We start from the raw sequence: 21,365 nt of genomic DNA, 5'->3' as shown, positions 1-21,365 counted from the left end.
AAGAAAGGATAAATTATGATTTCAGAAAAAAACAACTGCCTTATTTACCAATACGATAATGAAACAGTGCAGATCGAAGCATGGGGGAAGAATGCGGTCAGAATAAGGGCCACCATGAATGCTTCTTTTACCGGACATGACTGGGCGCTGGAGGAAAAGCCGGAGAGCCTGGGAGAAATACAGATATATGATGACAAGGATGCATCCGCTGTTGTCTATGCCAATATGTACAGCGGGAAAAATGAATCCTTTGGTTCCCTTACGAACGGGAAAATCACGGCAACAGTCAATGCGGATGGCGTGATCTCCTTCTATAACCAGGACAAAAAGCTTCTTCTTAAGGAGCAGTGGAAACGGCTGAAGGACACACCCAGTATGCCCTTAAATGTTTACGGCAGGGAATTTAAAGCTGTAGCGGGAGATTCCTTCCGTACAGTTTCCAGGTTTATAGCGGATGATGATGAAAAAATATTCGGAATGGGACAATATCAGCAGAAATATATGAATATGAAGGGCTGTATGCTGGAGCTGGCGCAGAGAAATTCCCAGGTAAGCGTTCCTTTTTATGTGTCCAGTATCGGTTACGGATTCCTATGGAATAATCCGGCGGTAGGCAGGGTAACCTTCGGTATAAACGGTACGGAGTGGCTTGCTGAATGTACGAAGGAGCTGGATTATCTTGTTATTGCAGGAGATACGCCGGCGGAAATAGAAGAAACCTATATGGGGCTTGTAGGTAAAGCGCCCATGATGCCTGATTATGGAATGGGCTTCTGGCAGTGTAAGCTGCGCTATCAGACACAGGAGCAGCTGTTGGAGGTTGCCAGGAAATACAAGTCACTGGGACTTCCTCTGGATGTGATTGTTGTGGACTTCTTCCATTGGACACAACAGGGCGAGTATAAATTTGATGAAAAATACTGGCCGGATGTCCCGGGAATGTGCAGGGAATTAAACGAGATGGGAATCAGGGTTATGGTTTCCGTATGGCCAACCGTGGATTACCGTTCGGAGAATTTCCAGGAAATGATGGAAAAAGGTTATCTGGTACGTACGGAAAGCGGTGTGCGCATTGCCATGACCTGCTTTGGCCAGGAGCTTTTCTTTGATGCTACAAACCCGGATGCCAGAAGCTATGTATGGAGCAAAATCAAACAGAACTACTGGGATAAAGGTGCAAGGCTGTACTGGCTGGATGTGGCGGAGCCGGAATACACTACCTATGACTATTCCAATTACAGATATCAGCTGGGAAGCGTAATGGAGGTAGGAAATATTTATCCGAAAATGTATACACAGGGCTTCTATGAAGGTATGAAGGAGCAGGGGGATGAAATGCCCGTAAACCTGGTTCGTTCCGCCTGGGCCGGCAGTGCGAAGTATGGCGCGCTTGTTTGGTCAGGTGATATTGTCAGCACCTTTGAATGCTTCCGCAGGCAGATGAGGGCGGGGCTTTCCATGGCCATGGCGGGAATACCCTGGTGGACAACCGATATCGGCGGTTTTCACGGCGCCAGAGGGGATGATCCTTCCTTCAGGAAGCTTTTTATCCGCTGGTTCCAGTATGCATGCTTCTGTCCGGTAATGCGCCTGCATGGAAACAGGGAGCCGCAGAAGGGCTTTGAAGGAGATGTGGTATCCGGAATCGGCCTGTTTGGATCAGGGGCGGATAACGAGGTATGGAGCTTCGGGGAGGAAGTTTTTGAAATCTGTAAGAAATATATGTTCCTGAGGGAAGCGCTCAGGCCTTATATAAAAGAACAGATGCTTTTGACCCATGAAAAGGGAACGCCTGTGATGAGACCTCTGTTTTATGATTTCCCTCAGGATAAAAGGGCATGGGAAGTGGATGACACCTATATGTTTGGTACGGACTTCTGCGTGGCACCGGTAATGGAAGAGGATGTATATGAAAGATCCGTATATCTTCCCCTGGGCTGCAGCTGGAAGGACGTATTCAGCGGTATCTGCTATGAAGGCGGGCAGACGGTTACCGTGGATGCCCCCATGGATAAAATTCCGGTGTTTGTAAAGGCCGGAAGCAAATGGGAAATTAATGTGTAAAGTAAACCGTAACTGAAAAGGAACGGGACAGCTGCTGCAAAACAGTAATCGGCAGTCTGGAAACAGTTGCTTTGACTGCGGATAGCGATATAATAGAATTGAAGGAAATGCCTGGCAGGGAATCTTATGTGGTCTTTTTATCCTGCCAGGCAATTTTACTATTCCGGGAGGAAATGACATGGCGGAAAAAAATGAAAAGAAACATAAAAGTATGGGAAAGCTCACCATACAGGTCATGATTCCTGTAATTATTCTGTTTCTTGGAATTCTTGTGGTTATGTTCCAGAGCATGTTTGAAGCCAGACAGCTGGTATACCGTTATATCGAGGACACGGCAAGGCTCTATGTGGAACAGATTAATACGGATATTACCAAAATCAATTATGAAATTGTCACCCTCACGAGTAAAAAGGGGGAAGCGAACAACATACCTGCCGGAGTCAGGCCGGAGGACAGTCAGTATTACCCGATTCTTAATGAATTAGTGGAGCAGAACCGTAATCTGAAAATACGTTATAAGGAGCCATGCTGCTTTTTTGTCTATCTTGAGGAAGCAGATTTATTCATATCCGACAGCGGAAGCGTTTTCAAGGACAGCCAGAAACAGGGGCTCAGCAATGTTCTTATGGAAGAACTGCGAATGAGGAAAGGGGAGAGGACGCCTTATTCGCAATGGTATTTTGTCAATGACGGAGAACAGGATTATGTATTCAGCCGTTTTTCAAAGAATGGGATGACAATGGGGTGCGCAATCAGGCTGGAGGAATTGTTTAATACGCTTCATATCAACAGCCTGGGCTATGAAGGAATTCCATATATCCTGGATAAAGATGGGACAATTTTTGTATCCTCCAGGGACAGGGATAAAATTGATCCGGAGACGCTGAAGCGGATTGCCGGGAAAAGGGCAGGAATCTTTTCGGAGAGCGTAATTTACTCCTTTCCTATCAGCGGAATCATAGGCGAAACCCGGGCATTTCATATAATGATATCACCAAGCGGCGGCATACTTGAAAAAATTATGCGCCTGCAGGTAATTCTTGTATTCCTTTCCATAGGAATTATCGTTGGATGCGCGCTGGTGATCAGGGTATACTATCAGAGTGTCCTCAGGCCTATGAAGCAGTTTGTAAACAGCCTGAAAAATACGGAGGAGGAGCAGTGGATCAATGAAAACGGAAACAACAATATTCTGGAGCTGGAAATGGCAAGCAAGGAGTTCAAGGGACTGCTGCGGAAAATAAAGGCGCTGAAAATCGACATTTATGAGAAGGAGCTTGCCCGCCAGAAAACGGAGCTGGAGGCTATGCAGATGCAGATTAAGCCCCATTTTTATCTGAACTGCCTGAGCCTGATTCACGGAATGGCCGATGTGGCTAAACAGGAAAAAATTGTTTATATAACAGAAATCCTGTCAAATTACATGCGTTATGTCATGAGGGATGCCTTTGAGCCCAGACAGCTGAAGGAGGAAATCGAATTTATCCAAAACTATGTGGAAATTCAGCAAATCCGGTATGGAAAAGAGGCATTTTCCTTTGAAGTCATTATGGATAATAATATGGAGGAATATCTTGTTCCCACACTCATCATCCATAATTTTGTGGAAAACGCAATTACTCATGCCGTATCTCTGGATAACCATGTGGAGATTACCTTATACATTGTAAATGAAAATTATGAGGACGGCGAATATCTGTATATTTGTGTTTCCGACACCGGAAAAGGATTCCCGCCGGATATTCTGGAAGCAATTGAGCAGGATAAGCCTATTTATTATAATGACAGGAAGCATATCGGCATTCAGAATTCGCTGAAAAGGCTGAAAATCATGTACGGGGATAAGGCAAAAATAAATTTTACCAATATGGATGAGGGCTATGGAGCTGTTGTTGAAATAACCATTCCAGTGAAGAAGCCATAAAACAGTTAATTATTTCTTCGTGGACAGTAACCTGCGGCTTGCCGGGCGATGCATAAAGGCGCATAAATCAGCCGGTGTGTTTGACTATGCCCATAAAGTATTGTAAACTGAATTGTAGCTGTAAACGATTTGAACAGCTGCACTGAATTTATAACAAAAACGGGAGGGCAGACAAATGAAATTTTCAGAAATGCCTTATGAAAGAGTGGATTTCAATAAAGTAGAGGAAGAATTCAAACAGCTGATGAAGGAGTTTGGGGAAGCTGCTACAGGGGAAGGACAGTTTGCCGTACATCAAAAATACTACCGGCTCAGGGATAAGGTGGATACGATGATGACCATTGCGCAGATCCGTCATGACGTGAATACTGCCGATGCTTTTTACAGCGCGGAGCAGGATTACTATGATGAGCAGAGCCCGAAGTACAGCAACATGATCATTGAATATCAGACACTGCTGTATGATTCCCCTTACAGGAAGGAACTGGAGGAGAAAATAGGGGCCGTGGCCTTTAAGAACATGGAGCTTGCCAGAAAATCCATGGATGAGATATTGATTCCCCTGCTCCAGGAAGAAAACGCGCTTACCACCACCTACGAAAAAATTCCGGCGGAGGCCGAATTTGACTGGGATGGGGAAAAAGTAAATATCTCACGGATCAAGGCCTACATGAAGGATACGGATCGAAGCATCCGGAAGAAGGCCTGGGATAAGCTGTCCGCCTTCTTTTTGGAGCATGAGAAGGAGCTGGACGATATCTATGACAAGCTGGTGAAAAACCGCACGGAGCAGGCCCGGAAAATGGGTTATGAGAACTATGTGGAGCTGGGCTATTACCGCATGGGACGCAACTGTTATGATAAGGATGCGGTGGAAGCCTTCCGGAAGCAGGTAAAGGAGGATTTCGTCCCCTTTGTGGAGAAGCTTCATGACAGAAGGAGAGAGCGTCTGGGCCTGGAGAAGCTTTCCTATATTGATGAGGGTGTTTATTTTAAGGATGGTAATCCCAAGCCCACAGGAACACCGGAGGAAATCCTGGCGGCAGGGCAGCGGATGTACAGCGAGCTTTCCGTGGAAACAAAGGAATTCTTTGATTTTATGAGGGAAAATGAGCTGTTTGATGTGCTGGGCCGTAAAAATAAGAGGGTGGGAGGCTACATGACCTATCTTCCCGTATATCAGGCGCCCTTTATTTTTGCCAATTTCAATGGGACCAGCGGGGATGTGGATGTGATCACCCATGAATGCGGACATGCATTCCAGGGGTATCTGTCCGGTCAAGATCCCATCCGCGAGCACAGCGATATTACGATGGAGACGGCGGAATGCCATTCCATGTCCATGGAATTTTTCACGGAAAAATGGATGGACTGGTTTTTCGGAGATAAGGCGGATGCTTACAGGGAAATGCATTTTGAAGATGCGATGATGTTTATTCCCTATGGCTGTATGGTGGATGAGTTCCAGCATATTGTTTACGAAAGCCCTGAGCTGACCCCGGCGGAGAGGAAGGAAGCCTGGAGCAGGCTGGAAAAGGAATATAAGCCTCATCTGGATTACGAAGGAGATCCCTTCTTCGGAAACGGCGGTTTCTGGCAGCAGCAGCACCATATTTACAGCTTCCCCTTCTACTATATTGACTATGTAATTGCACAGACGGTTGCCTTTGAATATAAGCTGTGGATGGATGAGGATTTTGATGCGGCCTGGAAGAGCTATCTGAAGCTGTGCAGGCTGTCCGCTTCGGACTTTTTCACGAACATGATAAAGGATGCGGGGCTGAAGCTTCCCTTTGAGGAAGGCTGTATGAAGGAAATCGCGGAGAAACTGGAAAAGAAGCTGATGAAAGAAGCATAATATTGTATGAATTATATTATCTTGGACCTGGAATGGAATCAGGGGAACGAACAGAAGGAAAAACAGCTGAAGGAGCTGCCGTTTGAAATTATTGAAATCGGTGCGGTGAAATTAAACAGCCGCATGGAAATATGCGACAGCTTCCATGAGCTGATACGGCCGCAGGTTTATAAGGAAATGCATTATATGACAAAGAAGCTCCTCCAGCTTGATATGGATGAGCTTCAGGACGGCCGCGCCTTTCCTGAGGTAATACGCAGTTTCCTTGCCTGGTGCGGGACGGAGGAGTTTATGTTCGGCACCTGGGGGCCGCAGGATTTGACGGAGCTTCAGCGGAATATGAAATATTTCGGTTTGCCACCGCTCAGTCCCAGGCCCCTGAAGTTCTATGATGTCCAGAAGCTGTTCAGCATTGCCTTTGAGGATAAAAAATCCCGCCGCAATCTGGAATATGCGGTGGATTATCTTGCATTATCCAAGGATGTCCCGTTCCACAGGGCATTGAGCGACGCCTATTATACGGGCCGGGTGCTGGAAAGGATCAAGGATCCGCAGGTACTGCAGAAGGTTTCCTTTGACGGCTTCAACGTCCCCCATAATAAGAGGGATGAGATTCATATAGTTTTTGATGATTATGCGAAGTATATTTCCAGGGAGTTCAGTGATAAAGGAGAGCTTCTTGCGGATAAGGAGGTGGCTTCCACAAAGTGCTATCTGTGCCACCGCAACCTGAAAAGAAAAATCAGATGGTTTACTCCCAACGGAAAGCATTATTACAGTGTTTCCTATTGTGAGAAGCATGGATACATGAAAGGGAAAATCCGTATCAGGAAGGCGGATGACGATGGGGTTTATGCGGTAAAGACCATGAAGTTCATTTCCGAGGAGGAGGCCGCTGAGATTTTCCAGAAAAAAGAAAGGGCGCGGGAGATACGCAGGATGAAGCGCCATAAAGAGGCAGCAGGGGATGAATAATCCCCTGCTGTTTTAAGTTCGGTGCGTTAACCGGAAGATAGTTAAGATAATTTCAGTCCCGGATAACCAGGCAGAAGGGATATCCGCCAGGATCGGGCAGCGTAATCCATTTACTGCCGCCATACTGGGCAGCTGCGGGCCTGGCATCCGGACGGACAGCCTTTACCAACGCTTCATGCAGCGCCTTCTTACCTTTAAAGAAAGAATTAATACCCGTCAGGTCCCTTCGTATATCTGTCAAAATCAATGGTACTGGTTTTCCGCCGTTTGCTGCGTTTCAGGCTGATTTTCCGCCTTTTTCCAAAGCTGTAGTTCCTTATGAGGGAAATGACATATATTATCAGGAACAATACCAGAACAGCGATAGCGACGCCGATCAGGATCAGCTTGATATTAATATAGTAAACCTTTCCCGGAGCAACGCTTGGTTTCGTCGTCTTATCGGACGCGGTTACCTTCTGAGGGACCATTTCAATGGAGGCGCTTCCGACAAAGGTGCCGTTATAGGTAAAATCAATTTTTACCGCAGTCCCCTTTGCGCTGTCGTCATAGTTCAGGCTGGATTCCAAATCCTTATAATCCGCGGTGTTGGGGAGGACAATGATATCCGAGGGATTGATGGTGAGCAGCGGAGAGGAATTTCCAAATACATCGCTGTCCGATTCAAAAAAGCTGTTGTTCCCCACGGCGTATCTGGTGTCCGCTTCTGAGACATTAACCGCGCGGAAATTGCTGAAACCGTAATTAAACAATTCTATGGTATCCGTGTACTGCGCGGGTGATTCTTCCTTCAGAATCACGCATATGAGCTTGAGCCCGTCCTTCTGCGCACAGGATACAAGGGTCTGCCTTGCTTCGGAGGTATAACCGGTCTTGCTGCCCACAAGGTATTCGTAGGCATAGGTTTTACCGGGATACAGCTGGTTCTTGCTGTGGATATTCATTTCCTGGCTGACGGTTGCAGAAGCGGGGATGGTGTAATTGGCCGTATCTGACATTTTGCACAGCAGGTCATTGGAAAAAAAAGCGCGTGCGATGAGCGCCAGATCATAGGCCGAGGTGTAGTGATTCTCATCAAAGGTTCCATTCGTGGTCACAAAATGGGAATCCCTGCAGCCAAGCTCCCTGGCCCTCTGATTCATCAGATCCACAAAGGCGCCCATGCTTCCGCTGATGTGTTCGCCGATGGCGTTGCCCACCTCATTGGCGGAGCCTACGAGCAGGCCGTATAGCGACTGCTCCATGGTGATCTGCTCTCCCGGCTTAATGCCGATGTTGGAATCCGTCTGCCAGTCAATGCTTGCGACCGCTTCATTGGAGTAGGTTACAATATCGTCAAGAGGACAGTTCTCGATTGCGATCAGGGCAGTCAGGATTTTCGTAACGCTGGCGGGATAGAGCTGATCATGGATATTTTTTTCATAAAGAATGGCTCCGGTATTGGCTTCCATAATTATGGCGGCCTGTGCCCCGATCAGGGGCCCTGCGGGCCAGTTTTCCCACTCATTGGACTGGACGGGAAGCTCTTTGCGGGCTTCTGCCTCCTCCTGAAAGCTGTTGCCGCCGGCAGCAGGCGCCGCTGCCGCAGTCAGGGGAGCGGAAAGAAAAAGTACCGGTAATAAGAGCAGAGAGGACAGAAAACACACAACGCTGCGGCCTGTCCTGATATGGATAAGAGAAGATAACTTCATTAACATCACCTTTATTCCTGCATAAACGGACCGATGGAGCAAAGGGCTGAATTCCGGGCCGCATACAGTTTTTTCCGTGCCGGATAAAAGAAATGCGGCCTAAAAGACAGACTTACCGCATTTTTTATCTGCTAGTATACATTTTTACCGCTTTCATCATACACTATCCGGCAATAAATTTTAAGGGCTTTAAGGAAAAATTCATAAAGTTTATCCCGCCGGCGCTGCAGTTCCCGGATTCATGATTATGAGACAGCTTCTTTTCAAGCAGGGGAAGTTAGTGTAAAATAGAAAAGGGAAAATTGTAAGCAAAAAAATAGGGTAAAATCCCGGTAACTGTTCAGCAGGTCAGCGCATTTACTGCGTTGACCGTAAGAAAGTGATTCAAGAGTGCTAAAATCCATCGCCAAAGGCGATTTAGGATGGATTTTAGCAGTAACTGTGAGGGGTACTGAACAGTTACAAATCCCGCATATTGTGGTTTTGTAGCTGGGGAGGTACTGAACGGTTACGCGGGTTCATAAATAAGGAGGAAAGTAATGAGACTGAAAAACGTACCAGGTTCCAGGGAGGTAATCGCAGAGAGCCGTTTTGTGATACATAACCCGGAGGAGAACAAGGGAAAATGGGCCGGGGTGTTCGGAAATGATGCGCCGCTTCATATTGAAATAGGAATGGGCAAGGGCAGGTTCCTCATGGATATGGCAAAGCTGCACCCGGAGGTGAATTATGTGGGAATTGAGAAATATTCCAGCGTGCTGCTGCGAGCCATACAGAAGATGGAGGAGGAAGAGCTTCCCAATGTCAGGTTTATCCGCATGGACGCGGAAGAAATCACCAATGTGTTCGGCAGGGGAGAGGTGGAGCGGATTTATCTGAATTTTTCTGATCCCTGGCCGAAGGACAGGCATGCAAAGCGGCGTCTGCCTTCCAGGCAGTTTCTGGCGCGGTATGATGAAATCCTGAAAAAGGATGGGACAATTGAGTTTAAGACGGACAACAGGCTGCTCTTTGATTTTGCGCTGGAGGAGCTGGAGCCGGCAGGCTGGAGGGCGGATGTTGTGACATTCGATCTGCATGGGGATGAGAAGCTTGTGCAGGGGAATGTGATGACGGAATATGAAGAACGCTTTTCTTCCATGGGAAATCCGATATGCAAATATATTATCAGAAGGTAATGCCCGTCATATTTTTTCTGGTGATTCACATGCATTTTATGTATTTTCCCCAAGAGCATTCCCCCACAGGAGGAGTGCTTTTTGTGTATTTTAACAATTTTTCTCCTTGCAAAGCGGAATTATATGTAATATGCTAAAGGCATGGGAAAATCCATTGGATTTTTCGCCAGTAAGACCGTCCTGGTATGGAAACAATAAAAACGGTCAAGACTATAATAACAAAAGAGTCATAGGACAAGGAGGCAGACAAATGGAATATAAATTTACATCAGCAGATTTTGAGAAGGAAGTGCTGCAATCGGACAAGCCGGTGCTTGTGGATTTCTTTGCAGACTGGTGCGGCCCCTGTAAGATGATGGCGCCGGTGGTGGAGCAGCTGGCGGAGGAACTGGAAGGGAAAGCCAAGGTCGGCAAGCTGAATATTGATGAGAATATGGACATCGCTGAGAAATACCGTGTTATGAATATTCCCACCTTCCTTATTTTCAAGGACGGGCAGGAGAAGGAAAGAATTGTTGGCGCAGTATCCAAGAATGAATTGAAAAACAAACTGGAGCAGACGTTGGCTTAACAGCCAGCGTCCGTTTTCTCATGGCGTTATGCCGTGTTTTGGAAGGTAAGCCGCGGCGGTGAGGAGCCGGGCGGTTATGAGTTTAAAGTTGAGGGGAAATGGGTTTATGTACATACTCTTTTTTTTGCTGTGGGTGCTTTTTAACGGACAGGTCACATTGGAAATCGTCCTGTTTGGAATCGTCATTGCGGGGGCGGTCTATGCCTTCTGCTGCAAATTTCTGGACTACAGCCCCGGGAAGGACTGGATGATACTGAAGAAATCAGGATACATCCTCGCTTATCTTGGGGTTCTTATCTGGGAAATCATCAAAGCCAATGCGGCAACTCTCAAGCTTATTGTTTCTCCCCATACCAGAGTCCATCCTGTAATCGTCCGCTTCCGCGCGGATTTAAGGACAAGGACGGCCCGGGTGCTGCTGGCCAATTCCATCACGCTTACGCCGGGGACGATCACAGTAGCCCTGGAGGATAATGAATATACGGTACACTGTCTGGACAGGCGCTTTGGCGAAGGCCTTGCGGACAGTTCCTTTGTGCGTTTGCTGCACAAAATAGAAGGGCAGGTGGCACAATGACCGGTTTGGAGCAGGCATATGAAACAGTATTTACGGCGGCGCTTGTCTTTCTGGGAGTCATGCTGCTGCTGTGCCTGATAAGGGCGGTGCGCGGGCCGCGTGTGGCGGACCGGCTGGTGGCCGTGAATATGATGGGAACCATGGTTATGGTTATGATAGCTATCCTTGCCCTCCTGATGAAGGAAGGCTATCTGGTGGATATCTGTATCATTTACGCCATGATAAGCTTTCTGGCAGTAATCGTACTGACCAAGGTTTATATGGGCGTTTACCGCGAAAGGAAGGATCGGGAAAAAGAGGAAGGTAAGGAGGAAGCGGCTCATGAATCTTGAAATACTCCGTTTTATTATAGGAACCATTGTCCTGATAATCGGCCTGCTTACCTTTGCCCTTGAGGTTTTCGGTTCCTATCGTTATGAATTTGTACTCAACAGGATGCATGCGGCGGCGTTGGGGGATACCCTGGGAATCGGGATATCGCTCACGGGGCTGATTATTTTTTCGGGACTGAATTTTACCAGCCTGAAAATGCTGCTTGTCATCGTTTTTTTATGGTTTGCGTCTCCGGTTTCTTCTCATCTGATCTCCCGTCTGGAGGTCATGACGGATGAAACGCTGCCGGAACACTGCGAGCTTGATTACCTGAAAGAGGAAGAGCGGGAAGAAGCTTAAGGAAATAGGAAGGAGATTGCTATGCAGACATTTACATATCTGTTGATGGGCTTTCTGGTGATTTGCGCGGTTTCTGTGAGCTTTTCCAAAAACCTGCTTAATTCCATCCTGATATTCATGTCCTACAGCCTGGTCATGTCGATTATATGGATTCTCCTGGAATCGCCGGATCTGGCAATTACGGAGGCCGCCGTAGGGGCCGGCGTCACCAGCGTGCTTTTCTTTGTAACGCTGAAAAAAATCCATGCAATCCGGAGGGAGGACGACGAAAATGACGGAAAAGAATAGCAGCCGTTTTTCCCGGTGGTTTTATGGGGAAGAGGATCCGTTGCTGGGACGGGTGGAAATGCAGCCGCAGAAGGAATATGTGGAAGAGGAAGCCAGCGTCCAGGAAAGGATGAGGGAGCATCAGCAGCTGCAGGAAAAAGTATATGATATGGAGCATAACAAGAAGCTCCTTCTTTTTAATAAGGCCTACCGTGTGATGGCGGTGGTTTTCTGTATCTGCCTCATTGCCATTATGCTTGTGGCGGTTTCCTATCTTCCCAGGACGGGAAATGCGGCCAATCCTGACAACAATGAGGTTTCGGAGCGGTATATCACAAAGGGGCTTCAGGAAACAGGGGCGGTGAATATCGTTACGGGAATGATCCTGGATTACCGTGCCTTTGATACCTTCGGCGAATCCAATGTGCTTTTTATTGCAACGATTACGGTGCTGATTCTGCTGCGTATTGATAAAAAGGAGAAGAAAGAGGGCGACAGTCCCGATTCTTCCATGACCCAGTCGGAGGCCGAAGCCAACGACAGGATCTATGAGCCTAAAAATGATCTGATTCTGCAGAAGGTGGCGGGCTTTCTTGTTCCGCTCATCATGATTTTCGGTATTTATGTCATACTGAACGGACATCTGTCTCCCGGTGGCGGTTTTTCTGGCGGCGCGATTATCGGTGCGGGACTGATTTTATACCTGAATGCTTTCGGCTTTGCCAAAACGGAGCGGTTTTTTACCGAAAAAACCTATAAGTGGATCTGCTTCGGCGCGCTGACCTGTTACTGTCTGGCCAAAAGCTATTCCTTTTACATGGGAGCCAATCATCTGGAAAGCGGGATTCCGCTGGGGACGCCGGGGGCTATTTTAAGCAGCGGGCTGATACTGGTCCTGAATATCTGCGTCGGCCTGGTGGTGACCTGCACCATGTACGCATTTTATGCCTTATTCCGGAAGGGGGGATTCTAGGATGGGCGGGAACCTGTTATCCAACTATGGCGAAGCCATTGCCATGATCCTGTTCGGCATCGGATTCTCCAATCTTCTTCTTCAGAAGAACCTGATTAAAAAAATAATCGGCCTTAACATCATGGATACCGCCGTTTATCTGTTCCTTGCGGAAAAAGGCTTTATCATGGGGCGCAAGGCGCCCATCGTAGTGGACGGAATCCAGGCGGTGGAGAACTATATCAATCCGGTGCCCAGCGGGCTGGTGCTCACGGGAATCGTGGTTTCCGTATCCGTTACGGCGCTGATGCTTTCCCTCACCATCCGGCTGTACCGCAGGTACCATACGCTGGATTTGGATGAAATTTCGGCCAGGCTGAAAAAGGAGGGGCTGTAAATGGATTTTGTACAGAATTTTCCCTTCTTCTCGATTTTTTTATCCATGTTCTCAGGAACGGTGAGCTCGGTGCTCCCGGCGAAGGCCGCTAAATGGGTGAATACCTTCGTTATCGGCGCCGTGGGCTGTATGTCGGCTGTTCTGCTGGTGTATCTCATGGGAAAAGGCGCCAGCTATACTTATATGATGGGACATTTCCCGGCTCCCTGGGGAAACGAAATCCGGGCGGGCGTCCTGGAAGCGGGCATGGCGCTGTTTTTCTGTGTTATCATGCTGCTTTCCATGATGGGCGGGCGGAAGAAGCTGTTAGGCGAGGTGGAATACAGCAAGCATAATCTGTATTACATTCTTACCGACCTGCTTTTAAGCTCCCTGCTGGCTCTGGTATATACAAACGACCTGTTCACCGCCTATGTATTCGTGGAAATCAACACCATTTCCGCCTGCGGGTTGATTATGATCCGGCAGAACGGACGGACGATAGAGGCGGCGGTAAGGTATATGATCATGAGCCTTTTGGGAAGCGGCCTCCTCCTGGTGGGCATTTCCATGCTCTATGATATGACAGGGCATCTGCTCATGAGCAATATCAAGGAAAGCGTGGGTGAAATCGTGGCCCATGGGGAATATCAGGTTCCGCTGGTGGTAACCATCGGCCTTATCTGTGTTGGCCTTGCCATAAAAAGCGCGCTGTTTCCCTTCCATTCCTGGCTTCCGGATGCCTACGGCTATTCCACGGTATCCTCTGCGGCCATGCTGTCCAGCCTGGTATCCAAGGGGTATATTTTCCTGCTGATCAAAATCTTCTACCGGGTAATCGGATTTGATATTATTGCGGGAAATAAAATCATAAACGTGTTGTTTGTTTTTGGCCTGATGGGAATGATATTCGGTTCCTTAAGCGCTATCAAGGAAAATGACATCCGGCGGATGATTTCTTTTTCCAGTGTGGCGCAGATAGGTTATATTTATATGGGCTTCGGGCTGGGAACCGAGCTGGGGATGGTAGCGAGCATTTTCCACATCCTTTCCCATGCGGCAACCAAATCCCTGCTGTTTATTTCGGCCATCGGCCTGACGGACGTATCAAAGGGCAGCAGGAAGTTCCAGGATCTGACGGGAGCCGCCTACCGCCATAAAATTGCGGGCATCGGCTTTACCGTGGGCTCCCTGTCTATGGTTGGCATGCCGCTGTTTTCCGGGTTTGTGAGCAAGCTGCTGTTTGCCCAGGCTTCCATCGGCCATGCCTATAAAATGCTTCCCGCATTGATCGTGCTTGGCATCAGTACTATTTTGAATGCAATCTATTTCATGAAGACCGTGATCCGTATTTTCGTTCCGGAAAGACGGTCCGACTGTGAAGTGATTACCATAAAAAGTGAAAAAACCTATGCGCTGACCATCGTACTTTTTATCGCTTTGAACATTGCGCTGGGCATGCTGTCCCAGCCCATTGTGGAGTGGATAAAAATGGGGCTGGATATGTTTGCATAGATATAGGAACAGGTGACTGTTCAGACAGGAGCTTCATATGAAGGAATCAGGCATGCTTCTTTTCCCCATTTTTTTTCCGATTATCCTGGGGACTTTGCTGCTGTTTATGAAGAAAACTACAAAGAGAAAAACAATGGTGCATATTACGGCCGCGGGCCTGCTTGTAACGGCGCTTGCTGTTATCTGCGTGCTTGTTGCGCAGGGGGAGGTATCCTTTACGTTGTTTCAGCTGACGACCCTGCTTCCCATCTATTTTAAGGCGGATGCAGTGGGCAGGCTGTTTGTATCGGTGGTAACCATTGTGTGGGTGCTGGCCGGGATCTATGGATTCCGGTATATGGAGCATGAGGACTGTAATAAAAGGTATTTCGGCTTTTACCTTATTGTGTATGGAATTCTGGTGGGGCTGGATTTTTCAGGAAACCTGATTACCTTTTATCTGTTTTATGAGTGTATGACGCTGCTTTCCCTGCCGCTGGTATTCCATTCCCGGACACGGGAAGCGGTTATGGCGGGATTGAAATATCTGTTTTATTCGTTGTGCGGCGCGTATCTGGCACTGTTCGGCCTGTACTTTATCAACCGTTACGGCAACACGCTGACCTTTACGCCGGGCGGCGTGCTGGATCCTTCCCTGGTTACGGGACATGAGGCGCTGCTTCTTGTGGTGGCCTTCCTCATGCTGCTGGGCTTCGGCGTAAAGGCGGGCCTGTTTCCTATGCAGGGCTGGCTTCCGGCGGCCCATCCTGTGGCGCCCGCCCCGGCGTCGGCGGTTCTTTCCGGCATTATCGTGAAGTCCGGCGTTCTTGGAATTATCCGTGTCATCTATTTTATCTTCGGCGCACAGTTCCTGCATGGAACTTGGGTGCAGAAGGTGTTTCTCACACTGACGCTGGTTACGGTTTTCTTAGGATCCATGCTGGCTTATATGGAAAAAGGCCTGAAAAAAAGGCTGGCGTATTCCACGGTAAGCCAGGTTTCCTATATCCTGTTCGGCCTGGCGCTTCTCAATCCTGCGGGAATGACCGGGGCGCTGCTGCATGTCATATTCCATGCAATGATTAAATCCGGCCTGTTCCTTTGTGCCGGGGCCATTATCTTCCGTACGGGAAAGCGTCAGGTATCCCAGCTTAAGGGAATCGGAAAAGAAATGCCGGTAACCATCGGCTGTATGACGCTTCTGTCCCTGGCACTGATTGGTATTCCGCCGGCCAGCGGGTTTGTGAGCAAATGGTACCTCGCTGAGGGAGCGCTTGCCTCGGATACCGGAATATTCAGCTGGCTGGGCCCTGTGGTGCTTCTGCTGTCCGCCCTGCTTACAGCGGGCTATCTGCTTCCCATTCCCATGAAGGGATTTTTTCCGGGAGAGGAAGAGGAGAAGACAGGCTTTGAGAAAAAGGAAGTGGATTCCGTTATGCTTGTGCCCCTGCTGATACTGGCAATACTGGCCGTAGTGCTGGGAATGTTCCCAGGAGGCCTGCTTTCCTGTATTGCAGGGATTACCGGCCAACTGTTTACGGCCTGATGTGGTATCCAAAACAGATAAAAAAGTGGAAATTGCTGCCGCAGCCCGGGTATCCGGACTGTTATCAGCTGTTTAATACCTTCACAGTTATGAAAGGTGTTCATCTATGAAACCAGAAATGATGCTTGTGGCCATACTCCTGCCTGTGCTGGGCGGGGCGGTGGTGCCGCTGATACCCTTTAAAAAAAGAATCCATATGGAAATATACATTGAGTCGGTGGTGGTGCTGACCACTCTGATTGTGGCGGGCCTGCTGGTTAACAGGCCGTCGGAGCCGTTTCCCATCGTCCGGTTTGTGAACAATCTTTCCCTTTCCCTGGAAATCGACGGACTGTCCATGGTATTTGCAGGACTGGTGGCGGCTTTATGGCCTCTTGCCACACTGTATTCTTTTGAATATATGAAGCATGAAAAGAGGGAACGGTTCTTTTTCATGTTTTATACAATCACCTATGGAATTACGCTGGGTATTGCATTTGCAGAGGATATGCTCACCATGTATTTCTTCTATGAGCTTCTGACCATGGTGACGGTGCCCCTGGTGCTCCATACGCTGACAAGGGAGGCAATTCTTGCCAGCCGGAAATACCTGTATTATTCCCTGGGCGGAGCTGCTTTTGCTTTTATCGGGCTGATTTTCCTGCTGACCTATGGGACCACGATCAATTTTACCTTCGGAGGCGTGCTTGATCCGGCGGTAATCAGCGGTGATAAGAGGACACTTCTTCTGCTGATATATGTGATTGCCTTCTGCGGCTTCGGGGTGAAGGCGGCGGTAAGCCCATTTAATTCCTGGCTCCCCCAGGCAGGCGTGGCTCCCACGCCGGTAACAGCGCTGCTGCATGCGGTGGCGGTGGTGAAGGCGGGGGCGTTTGCCATTATCAGACTGACCTTTTACAGCTTCGGCCCTGACTTTATCAGAGGTAGCTGGGCGCAGAACGTGGTGATGGGAATCGTTATATTTACAATTGTATACGGCTGCAGCCGGGCGCTGAAGGAAACGCACCTGAAGCGGAGGCTGGCCTATTCCACCATCAGCAACCTTTCTTATATCCTTTTCGGGGTCTGTATTATGACGCCCATGGGACTGGTGGGGGCTTTAAGCCATATGGTATTCCATGCGGTAATGAAAATCTGCTCCTTCTTCTGCGTGGGGGCGGTAATGTATAAAACGGGAAAACAGTATGTGCATGAAATTGACGGCTTCGGCAGGAGGATGCCGGTGGTATTCGGAATTTTTACAATAGCTTCCCTGGGTCTTATGGGCGTGCCCGGGCTGGCCGGCTTTATAAGCAAGTGGAACCTGGCTTCCGCTGCGGTGATGAGCGATAACGTATTGGCATATGTGGGAATAGGCGCGCTTTTGGTTTCCGCGCTTCTGACGGCTATCTATATGCTTTCCATTGTGATCCGGGCTTTCTTCCCCTATAAGGAAAAAGAGTGCAGTATACCGGAGGAAACGGCGGATCCGGGATGGATGATGCTGGTGCCTTTGTGTATATTCGCAGGAGCCATTATCTACTTCGGGCTGCATTCCGCGCCGATTGTAGACTTTTTTACACAGATTGCAGGCGGCAATATATAAGAATTGGAGGAACTGTCAATGACTGGTGATTATATGCTTCTGCTGATCCTGTGCATTCCCTTCGCGGGGGCGCTGGTGACTTTGCTGCTTCGCGGCGGGGAAAAGGGTGCGGGAGAGAGCAGCGATGGAAAAAAGAAAAGGGATATATGGACCGGTCTGATAACCGCTGCGGAAATGCTGATTTTTGCCTCCCTGTTCGTAATATTTCTTGCAGGCGGCAGGACGGGTATCGCCTTCGACTTCCAATGGGAAGGCTTCTGCGGCCTGGGGCTGCATCTGTGCATGGACGGCTTCCGGGCGCTGTACTGCCTGGTGGCCTCTCTGATGTGGATGATGACCTCCTTTTTTTCCATGGAGTATATGGGAAGCTATACGTCCAGGAACCGGTATCGTTTTTTTACCCTGCTGACCCTGGGGGCGACGGTGGGCGTGTTCCTTTCCGCGGATTTATATACGGCTTTTATATTCTTTGAAATTATGTCCTTCACCTCTTATACCTGGGTAGCGCATGAGGAGACGAAGGAAGCGCTGCGGGCGGCGGAAACCTATCTGGCTGTGGCGGTAATCGGCGGGCTGGTAATGCTGATGGGGCTGTTTATCCTTTACCGTGAGCTGGGAACACTGGAAATCACCGCGCTGGCGGAGGCGGTGCGCAGCCATACGCTGGCAGGGGAGAGCGGGGCGGTCCGCTATCGGAACCTTTTTATCGGGGCATCCTGTCTGCTGTTTGGCTTCGGCGCCAAGGCCGGTGTATTCCCGCTTCACATCTGGCTTCCCAAGGCCCATCCGGTAGCTCCTGCGCCGGCTTCCGCGCTGCTTTCGGGGATTCTTACCAAGGCGGGGATTTTCGGTGTCCTGGTGGTCAGCTGCAGCCTTCTGCAGTTTGATGTGAGATGGGGTGCGCTCATTCTGTTCCTGGGCGTCCTGACCATGTTTACAGGGGCGCTGCTGGCTTTGTTTTCTGTGAACCTGAAACGGACGCTGGCCTGCTCCTCCGTATCCCAAATCGGTTTTATCCTGATTGGCATCGGCATGCAGGGACTGCTGGGGGAAGAAGGAAGCCTGGCAATCCGGGGCAGCCTGCTCCATATGGTAAACCACTCGCTGATTAAGCTGGTTCTGTTTATGGCGGCCGGCGTAGTGTTCATGAACCTTCATAAACTGAATCTGAATGAAATCAGAGGGTTTGGCAGGAAAAAACCTCTTTTAAATGCCTGCTTTCTCATGGGGGCGCTGGGAATCGGCGGCGTGCCGCTGTGGAACGGCTACACCAGCAAAACGCTGCTTCATGAATCCATCGTGGAATACCGGCTCCTGCTGGCATCGGCAAATGCGGGCGTGCCGGCGGGCGGCGCCCATGCGTCCCAGGCTGTGGCAGAGCTTTCCCGTGCAGGAATTGCAGGCAGTCCGGCGGCGGGCAGTGTGCTTTCCTTCTTTACAGGCCCTTTATGGATGGGGATTGTGGAATGGGTCTTTTTAATCAGCGGCGGGCTGACTGTGGCTTATATGCTGAAGCTGTATATTTGCCTGTTTCTGGAGAAGAATGCTGATAAAGACAGGCAGAAGGAATTCGAGGGTATGGAGCGCTATATGAATGGAATCAGCAGCTTCGCCCTGGCAGGCAGCGCCGTGCTGCTTCCCCTGCTGGGACTTCTGCCCCATCTGATTACCGACCGACTGGCGGATATGTCCTCCGCATTTCTGAATGCGCAGCAGCCGGAGGCTGTGGTGGCCTATTTCTCTCTCGTAAACCTGAAGGGCGCGGGCATCTCCCTTATCATCGGGATCCTGCTGTACCTGACAGTGGTGCGTAAGTGGATGCTGTGTGTGAGAGAAGGACAGTCGGTTTACGTTGATCGCTGGCCTTCCTGGCTGGATCTGGAGGACAGGATTTACCGTCCGGTGCTGCAAAAGCTCCTTCCCCTGTTGTTCGGAAGTATCTGCCGCATCGCAGACAGGCTGGTGGACTCTTTAGTGGTACTGCTGAGAAAGACTATATACAGAGACAGTAAAATACCCCATGAATTAAAGGAGGGAACAGCGCTTACCCATATCGTGGGAAGCGTGCTTGACGGTGTGACGGATTACTTCAACCACCCGGATGCCACGGAAGAGGAGCTGGCGGAGGAGGAGTATATCCGGCAGCATATGGATGGTAAGTATGAGCATAAGCTGGCTATGGTACATGATGATCTGCAGGAGAACGGGACGATTATCAGGAGGAGTCTTTCCTTTGGGCTGTTTCTGGCGTGCTTTGGGTTGCTGCTGACGTTGTTGTATATGTTGATTGACTGAAGATATGTTGGAGAATTATATTTATACTGATATCATTTTATCAGTGCTGCAGGAGGAAAATAATGAAGCTATCTTTAAAAAATATAGGTAAAATAGAAACAGCTTCAGTTGAAATCAACGGGATTACAGTGATAGCTGGTGAAAATAATACCGGGAAGAGTACTGTTGGCCGGGCGCTTTTTGCAGTATTCAATAGTTTTTATAATATTCAAAAACAGATTGAGTCTGAACGAGTGCAAAATATCGAGAATCTAATCGATATGATGTATCGAAATGTGACCAACCGATATACCCGCAGATTTGACAGCGGGGAGATCGCACAAAAAATTGTTGCGCAAATTTATTTATATAAGGACGATACCGAGGCTGTTAAAGATATAATTGTAAAAACCATTCTTCAATATGATGAGAATTTTGAAAAGCACATTGGTGATAACAGTATTGATGAATATATCGTAAGAATTAAAGATGGGTTAAATGTCGCGGACCTTGATATTTTTAAATCTGTGCTTGAAAAAAAGCTGGATGCTGAATTTGCCGGAGAGGTCAACAATATTTTTACGGATAAAACAGGTGAGATCGTTCTTTCCATCAAAGATACAAATATTATTGTCACAATTGAAGATAATGCCGTTAAAAGTGTCGTCGGAAAAATTGACCTTCATACACAAACAGTTTATATTGATGATCCGTTTGTAATAGATGAGGTTCGGTACACCTATGGAATTGACAACAGTTCTTTGGATCATCGTGGATATTTACGAGAAAAGCTCAATAAGGAAAATAATGCAAATCTTATTGATGAAATTATCGCCAGCAATAAATTGGATAATATATATCGAAAAATATCAACGGTTATCAGCGGGGATATTGTTAAAAATAAGCGTTCCGGCCTGGGTTATCAGCGAAAGAACACCGATAAGGTCCTTGATGTAAAGAATCTTTCCACCGGATTTAAAACCTTTGCTATTCTTAAAACACTGTTGATGAACGGCACTATAGAATATAATGGTACGATTATTCTGGATGAACCGGAAATTCACCTGCATCCGGAATGGCAGCTTTTGTTTGCTGAACTTATTGTATTAATTCAGAAGGAGTTTGGCGTACACATTCTCTTGAATACACATAGCCCATATTTTTTAAATGCTATAGAAGTTTATGCGGTTAAGTATGGAATAAATGACAGATGTAAGTATTATCTGGCAAGTTCTCAGGATGATATCTCAACTATCGGGGATGTGACAAATAATATTGAGTTAATCTATAGCAAGTTAGCCAGACCTCTGCAGGAACTGGAGAATGAGAGAGGCCGTTTATGATAGATTTATAAAAAGTCA

At 48.2% G+C, this 21,365-nt stretch carries 18 protein-coding genes; 17 read left to right on the top strand and 1 reads right to left on the bottom strand.

Annotated features, from left to right (window positions below):
• The first annotated feature begins 15 nt into the window (after positions 1-15).
• From DXC51_RS00185 to DXC51_RS00170, 4 genes are all read left to right on the top strand, one after another.
• Positions 16-2,064: a glycoside hydrolase family 31 protein gene (locus DXC51_RS00185; protein ID WP_025487899.1), complete on the top strand. Its 2,049-nt coding sequence runs from the start codon at positions 16-18 to the stop codon at positions 2,062-2,064.
• 178 nt (positions 2,065-2,242) lie between these two features.
• Positions 2,243-3,988, top strand: a complete 1,746-nt coding sequence (locus DXC51_RS00180) for a sensor histidine kinase (RefSeq protein WP_025487898.1) — start codon at positions 2,243-2,245, stop codon at positions 3,986-3,988.
• A 175-nt stretch (positions 3,989-4,163) separates the two neighbouring features.
• Positions 4,164-5,846, top strand: coding sequence for a M3 family oligoendopeptidase (locus DXC51_RS00175; RefSeq protein WP_025487897.1), 1,683 nt, complete (start codon positions 4,164-4,166; stop codon positions 5,844-5,846).
• Positions 5,847-5,852: 6 nt separating this feature from the next.
• The gene (locus tag DXC51_RS00170) at positions 5,853-6,821 is read left to right on the top strand and encodes a 3'-5' exonuclease (protein WP_025487896.1); all 969 of its coding nucleotides are present in this window, start codon (positions 5,853-5,855) and stop codon (positions 6,819-6,821) included.
• 206 nt (positions 6,822-7,027) lie between these two features.
• On the opposite strand, the gene DXC51_RS00160 is transcribed toward DXC51_RS00170, so the two are convergent.
• Entirely contained in the window at positions 7,028-8,518 is a 1,491-nt protein-coding gene (locus tag DXC51_RS00160; RefSeq protein ID WP_021634036.1) for a D-alanyl-D-alanine carboxypeptidase family protein, read from the bottom strand.
• Between the two features lie 533 nt (positions 8,519-9,051).
• On the opposite strand from DXC51_RS00160, the gene trmB reads away from it, so the two are divergent.
• The 13 genes from trmB (at position 9,052) to DXC51_RS00095 (ending at position 21,347) form a co-directional block, all read left to right on the top strand.
• Entirely contained in the window at positions 9,052-9,690 is a 639-nt protein-coding gene (trmB, locus tag DXC51_RS00155; protein WP_021633578.1) for a tRNA (guanosine(46)-N7)-methyltransferase TrmB, read from the top strand.
• Between the two features lie 250 nt (positions 9,691-9,940).
• Complete coding sequence (gene trxA / locus DXC51_RS00150; RefSeq protein ID WP_025487895.1) at positions 9,941-10,261, top strand: thioredoxin; 321 nt, start codon at positions 9,941-9,943, stop codon at positions 10,259-10,261.
• A 76-nt stretch (positions 10,262-10,337) separates the two neighbouring features.
• Positions 10,338-10,838, top strand: coding sequence for a Na+/H+ antiporter subunit E (locus tag DXC51_RS00145; RefSeq protein WP_021633581.1), 501 nt, complete (start codon positions 10,338-10,340; stop codon positions 10,836-10,838).
• Entirely contained in the window at positions 10,835-11,170 is a 336-nt protein-coding gene (locus DXC51_RS00140) for an MrpF/PhaF family protein (protein WP_021633582.1), read from the top strand. The genes DXC51_RS00145 and DXC51_RS00140 overlap by 4 nt, the downstream gene beginning before the upstream one ends.
• A complete protein-coding gene (locus DXC51_RS00135; RefSeq protein ID WP_021633583.1) occupies positions 11,160-11,510 on the top strand; it encodes a cation:proton antiporter in 351 nt (116 codons plus the stop codon). The genes DXC51_RS00140 and DXC51_RS00135 overlap by 11 nt, the downstream gene beginning before the upstream one ends.
• 21 nt (positions 11,511-11,531) lie before the next feature.
• Positions 11,532-11,798, top strand: coding sequence for a Na(+)/H(+) antiporter subunit B (locus tag DXC51_RS00130; RefSeq protein ID WP_021633584.1), 267 nt, complete (start codon positions 11,532-11,534; stop codon positions 11,796-11,798).
• On the top strand, positions 11,782-12,750 hold the full coding sequence (gene mbhE, locus DXC51_RS00125; RefSeq protein WP_025487893.1) for a hydrogen gas-evolving membrane-bound hydrogenase subunit E: 969 nt from the start codon (positions 11,782-11,784) through the stop codon (positions 12,748-12,750). The genes DXC51_RS00130 and mbhE overlap by 17 nt, the downstream gene beginning before the upstream one ends.
• A 1-nt stretch (position 12,751) precedes the next feature.
• Entirely contained in the window at positions 12,752-13,126 is a 375-nt protein-coding gene (locus DXC51_RS00120; protein WP_021633586.1) for a sodium:proton antiporter, read from the top strand.
• Positions 13,127-14,620 (top strand): complex I subunit 5 family protein, encoded by a 1,494-nt coding sequence (locus DXC51_RS00115; RefSeq protein ID WP_021633587.1) that lies wholly within the window; start codon positions 13,127-13,129, stop codon positions 14,618-14,620. It abuts the gene before it with no gap.
• A gap of 37 nt (positions 14,621-14,657) precedes the next feature.
• Positions 14,658-16,145 (top strand): complex I subunit 5 family protein, encoded by a 1,488-nt coding sequence (locus tag DXC51_RS00110; protein WP_025487892.1) that lies wholly within the window; start codon positions 14,658-14,660, stop codon positions 16,143-16,145.
• A 106-nt stretch (positions 16,146-16,251) separates the two neighbouring features.
• Complete coding sequence (locus DXC51_RS00105; RefSeq protein ID WP_021633589.1) at positions 16,252-17,730, top strand: complex I subunit 5 family protein; 1,479 nt, start codon at positions 16,252-16,254, stop codon at positions 17,728-17,730.
• A gap of 18 nt (positions 17,731-17,748) precedes the next feature.
• The gene (locus DXC51_RS00100; protein ID WP_025487891.1) at positions 17,749-20,025 is read left to right on the top strand and encodes a complex I subunit 5 family protein; all 2,277 of its coding nucleotides are present in this window, start codon (positions 17,749-17,751) and stop codon (positions 20,023-20,025) included.
• Between the two features lie 62 nt (positions 20,026-20,087).
• Positions 20,088-21,347: an AAA family ATPase gene (locus tag DXC51_RS00095; RefSeq protein WP_117531405.1), complete on the top strand. Its 1,260-nt coding sequence runs from the start codon at positions 20,088-20,090 to the stop codon at positions 21,345-21,347.
• Positions 21,348-21,365 lie beyond the last annotated feature (18 nt).

The organism is Eisenbergiella massiliensis, assembly GCF_003435485.1.
This window is presented reverse-complemented; position numbering and strand designations above follow the sequence as displayed.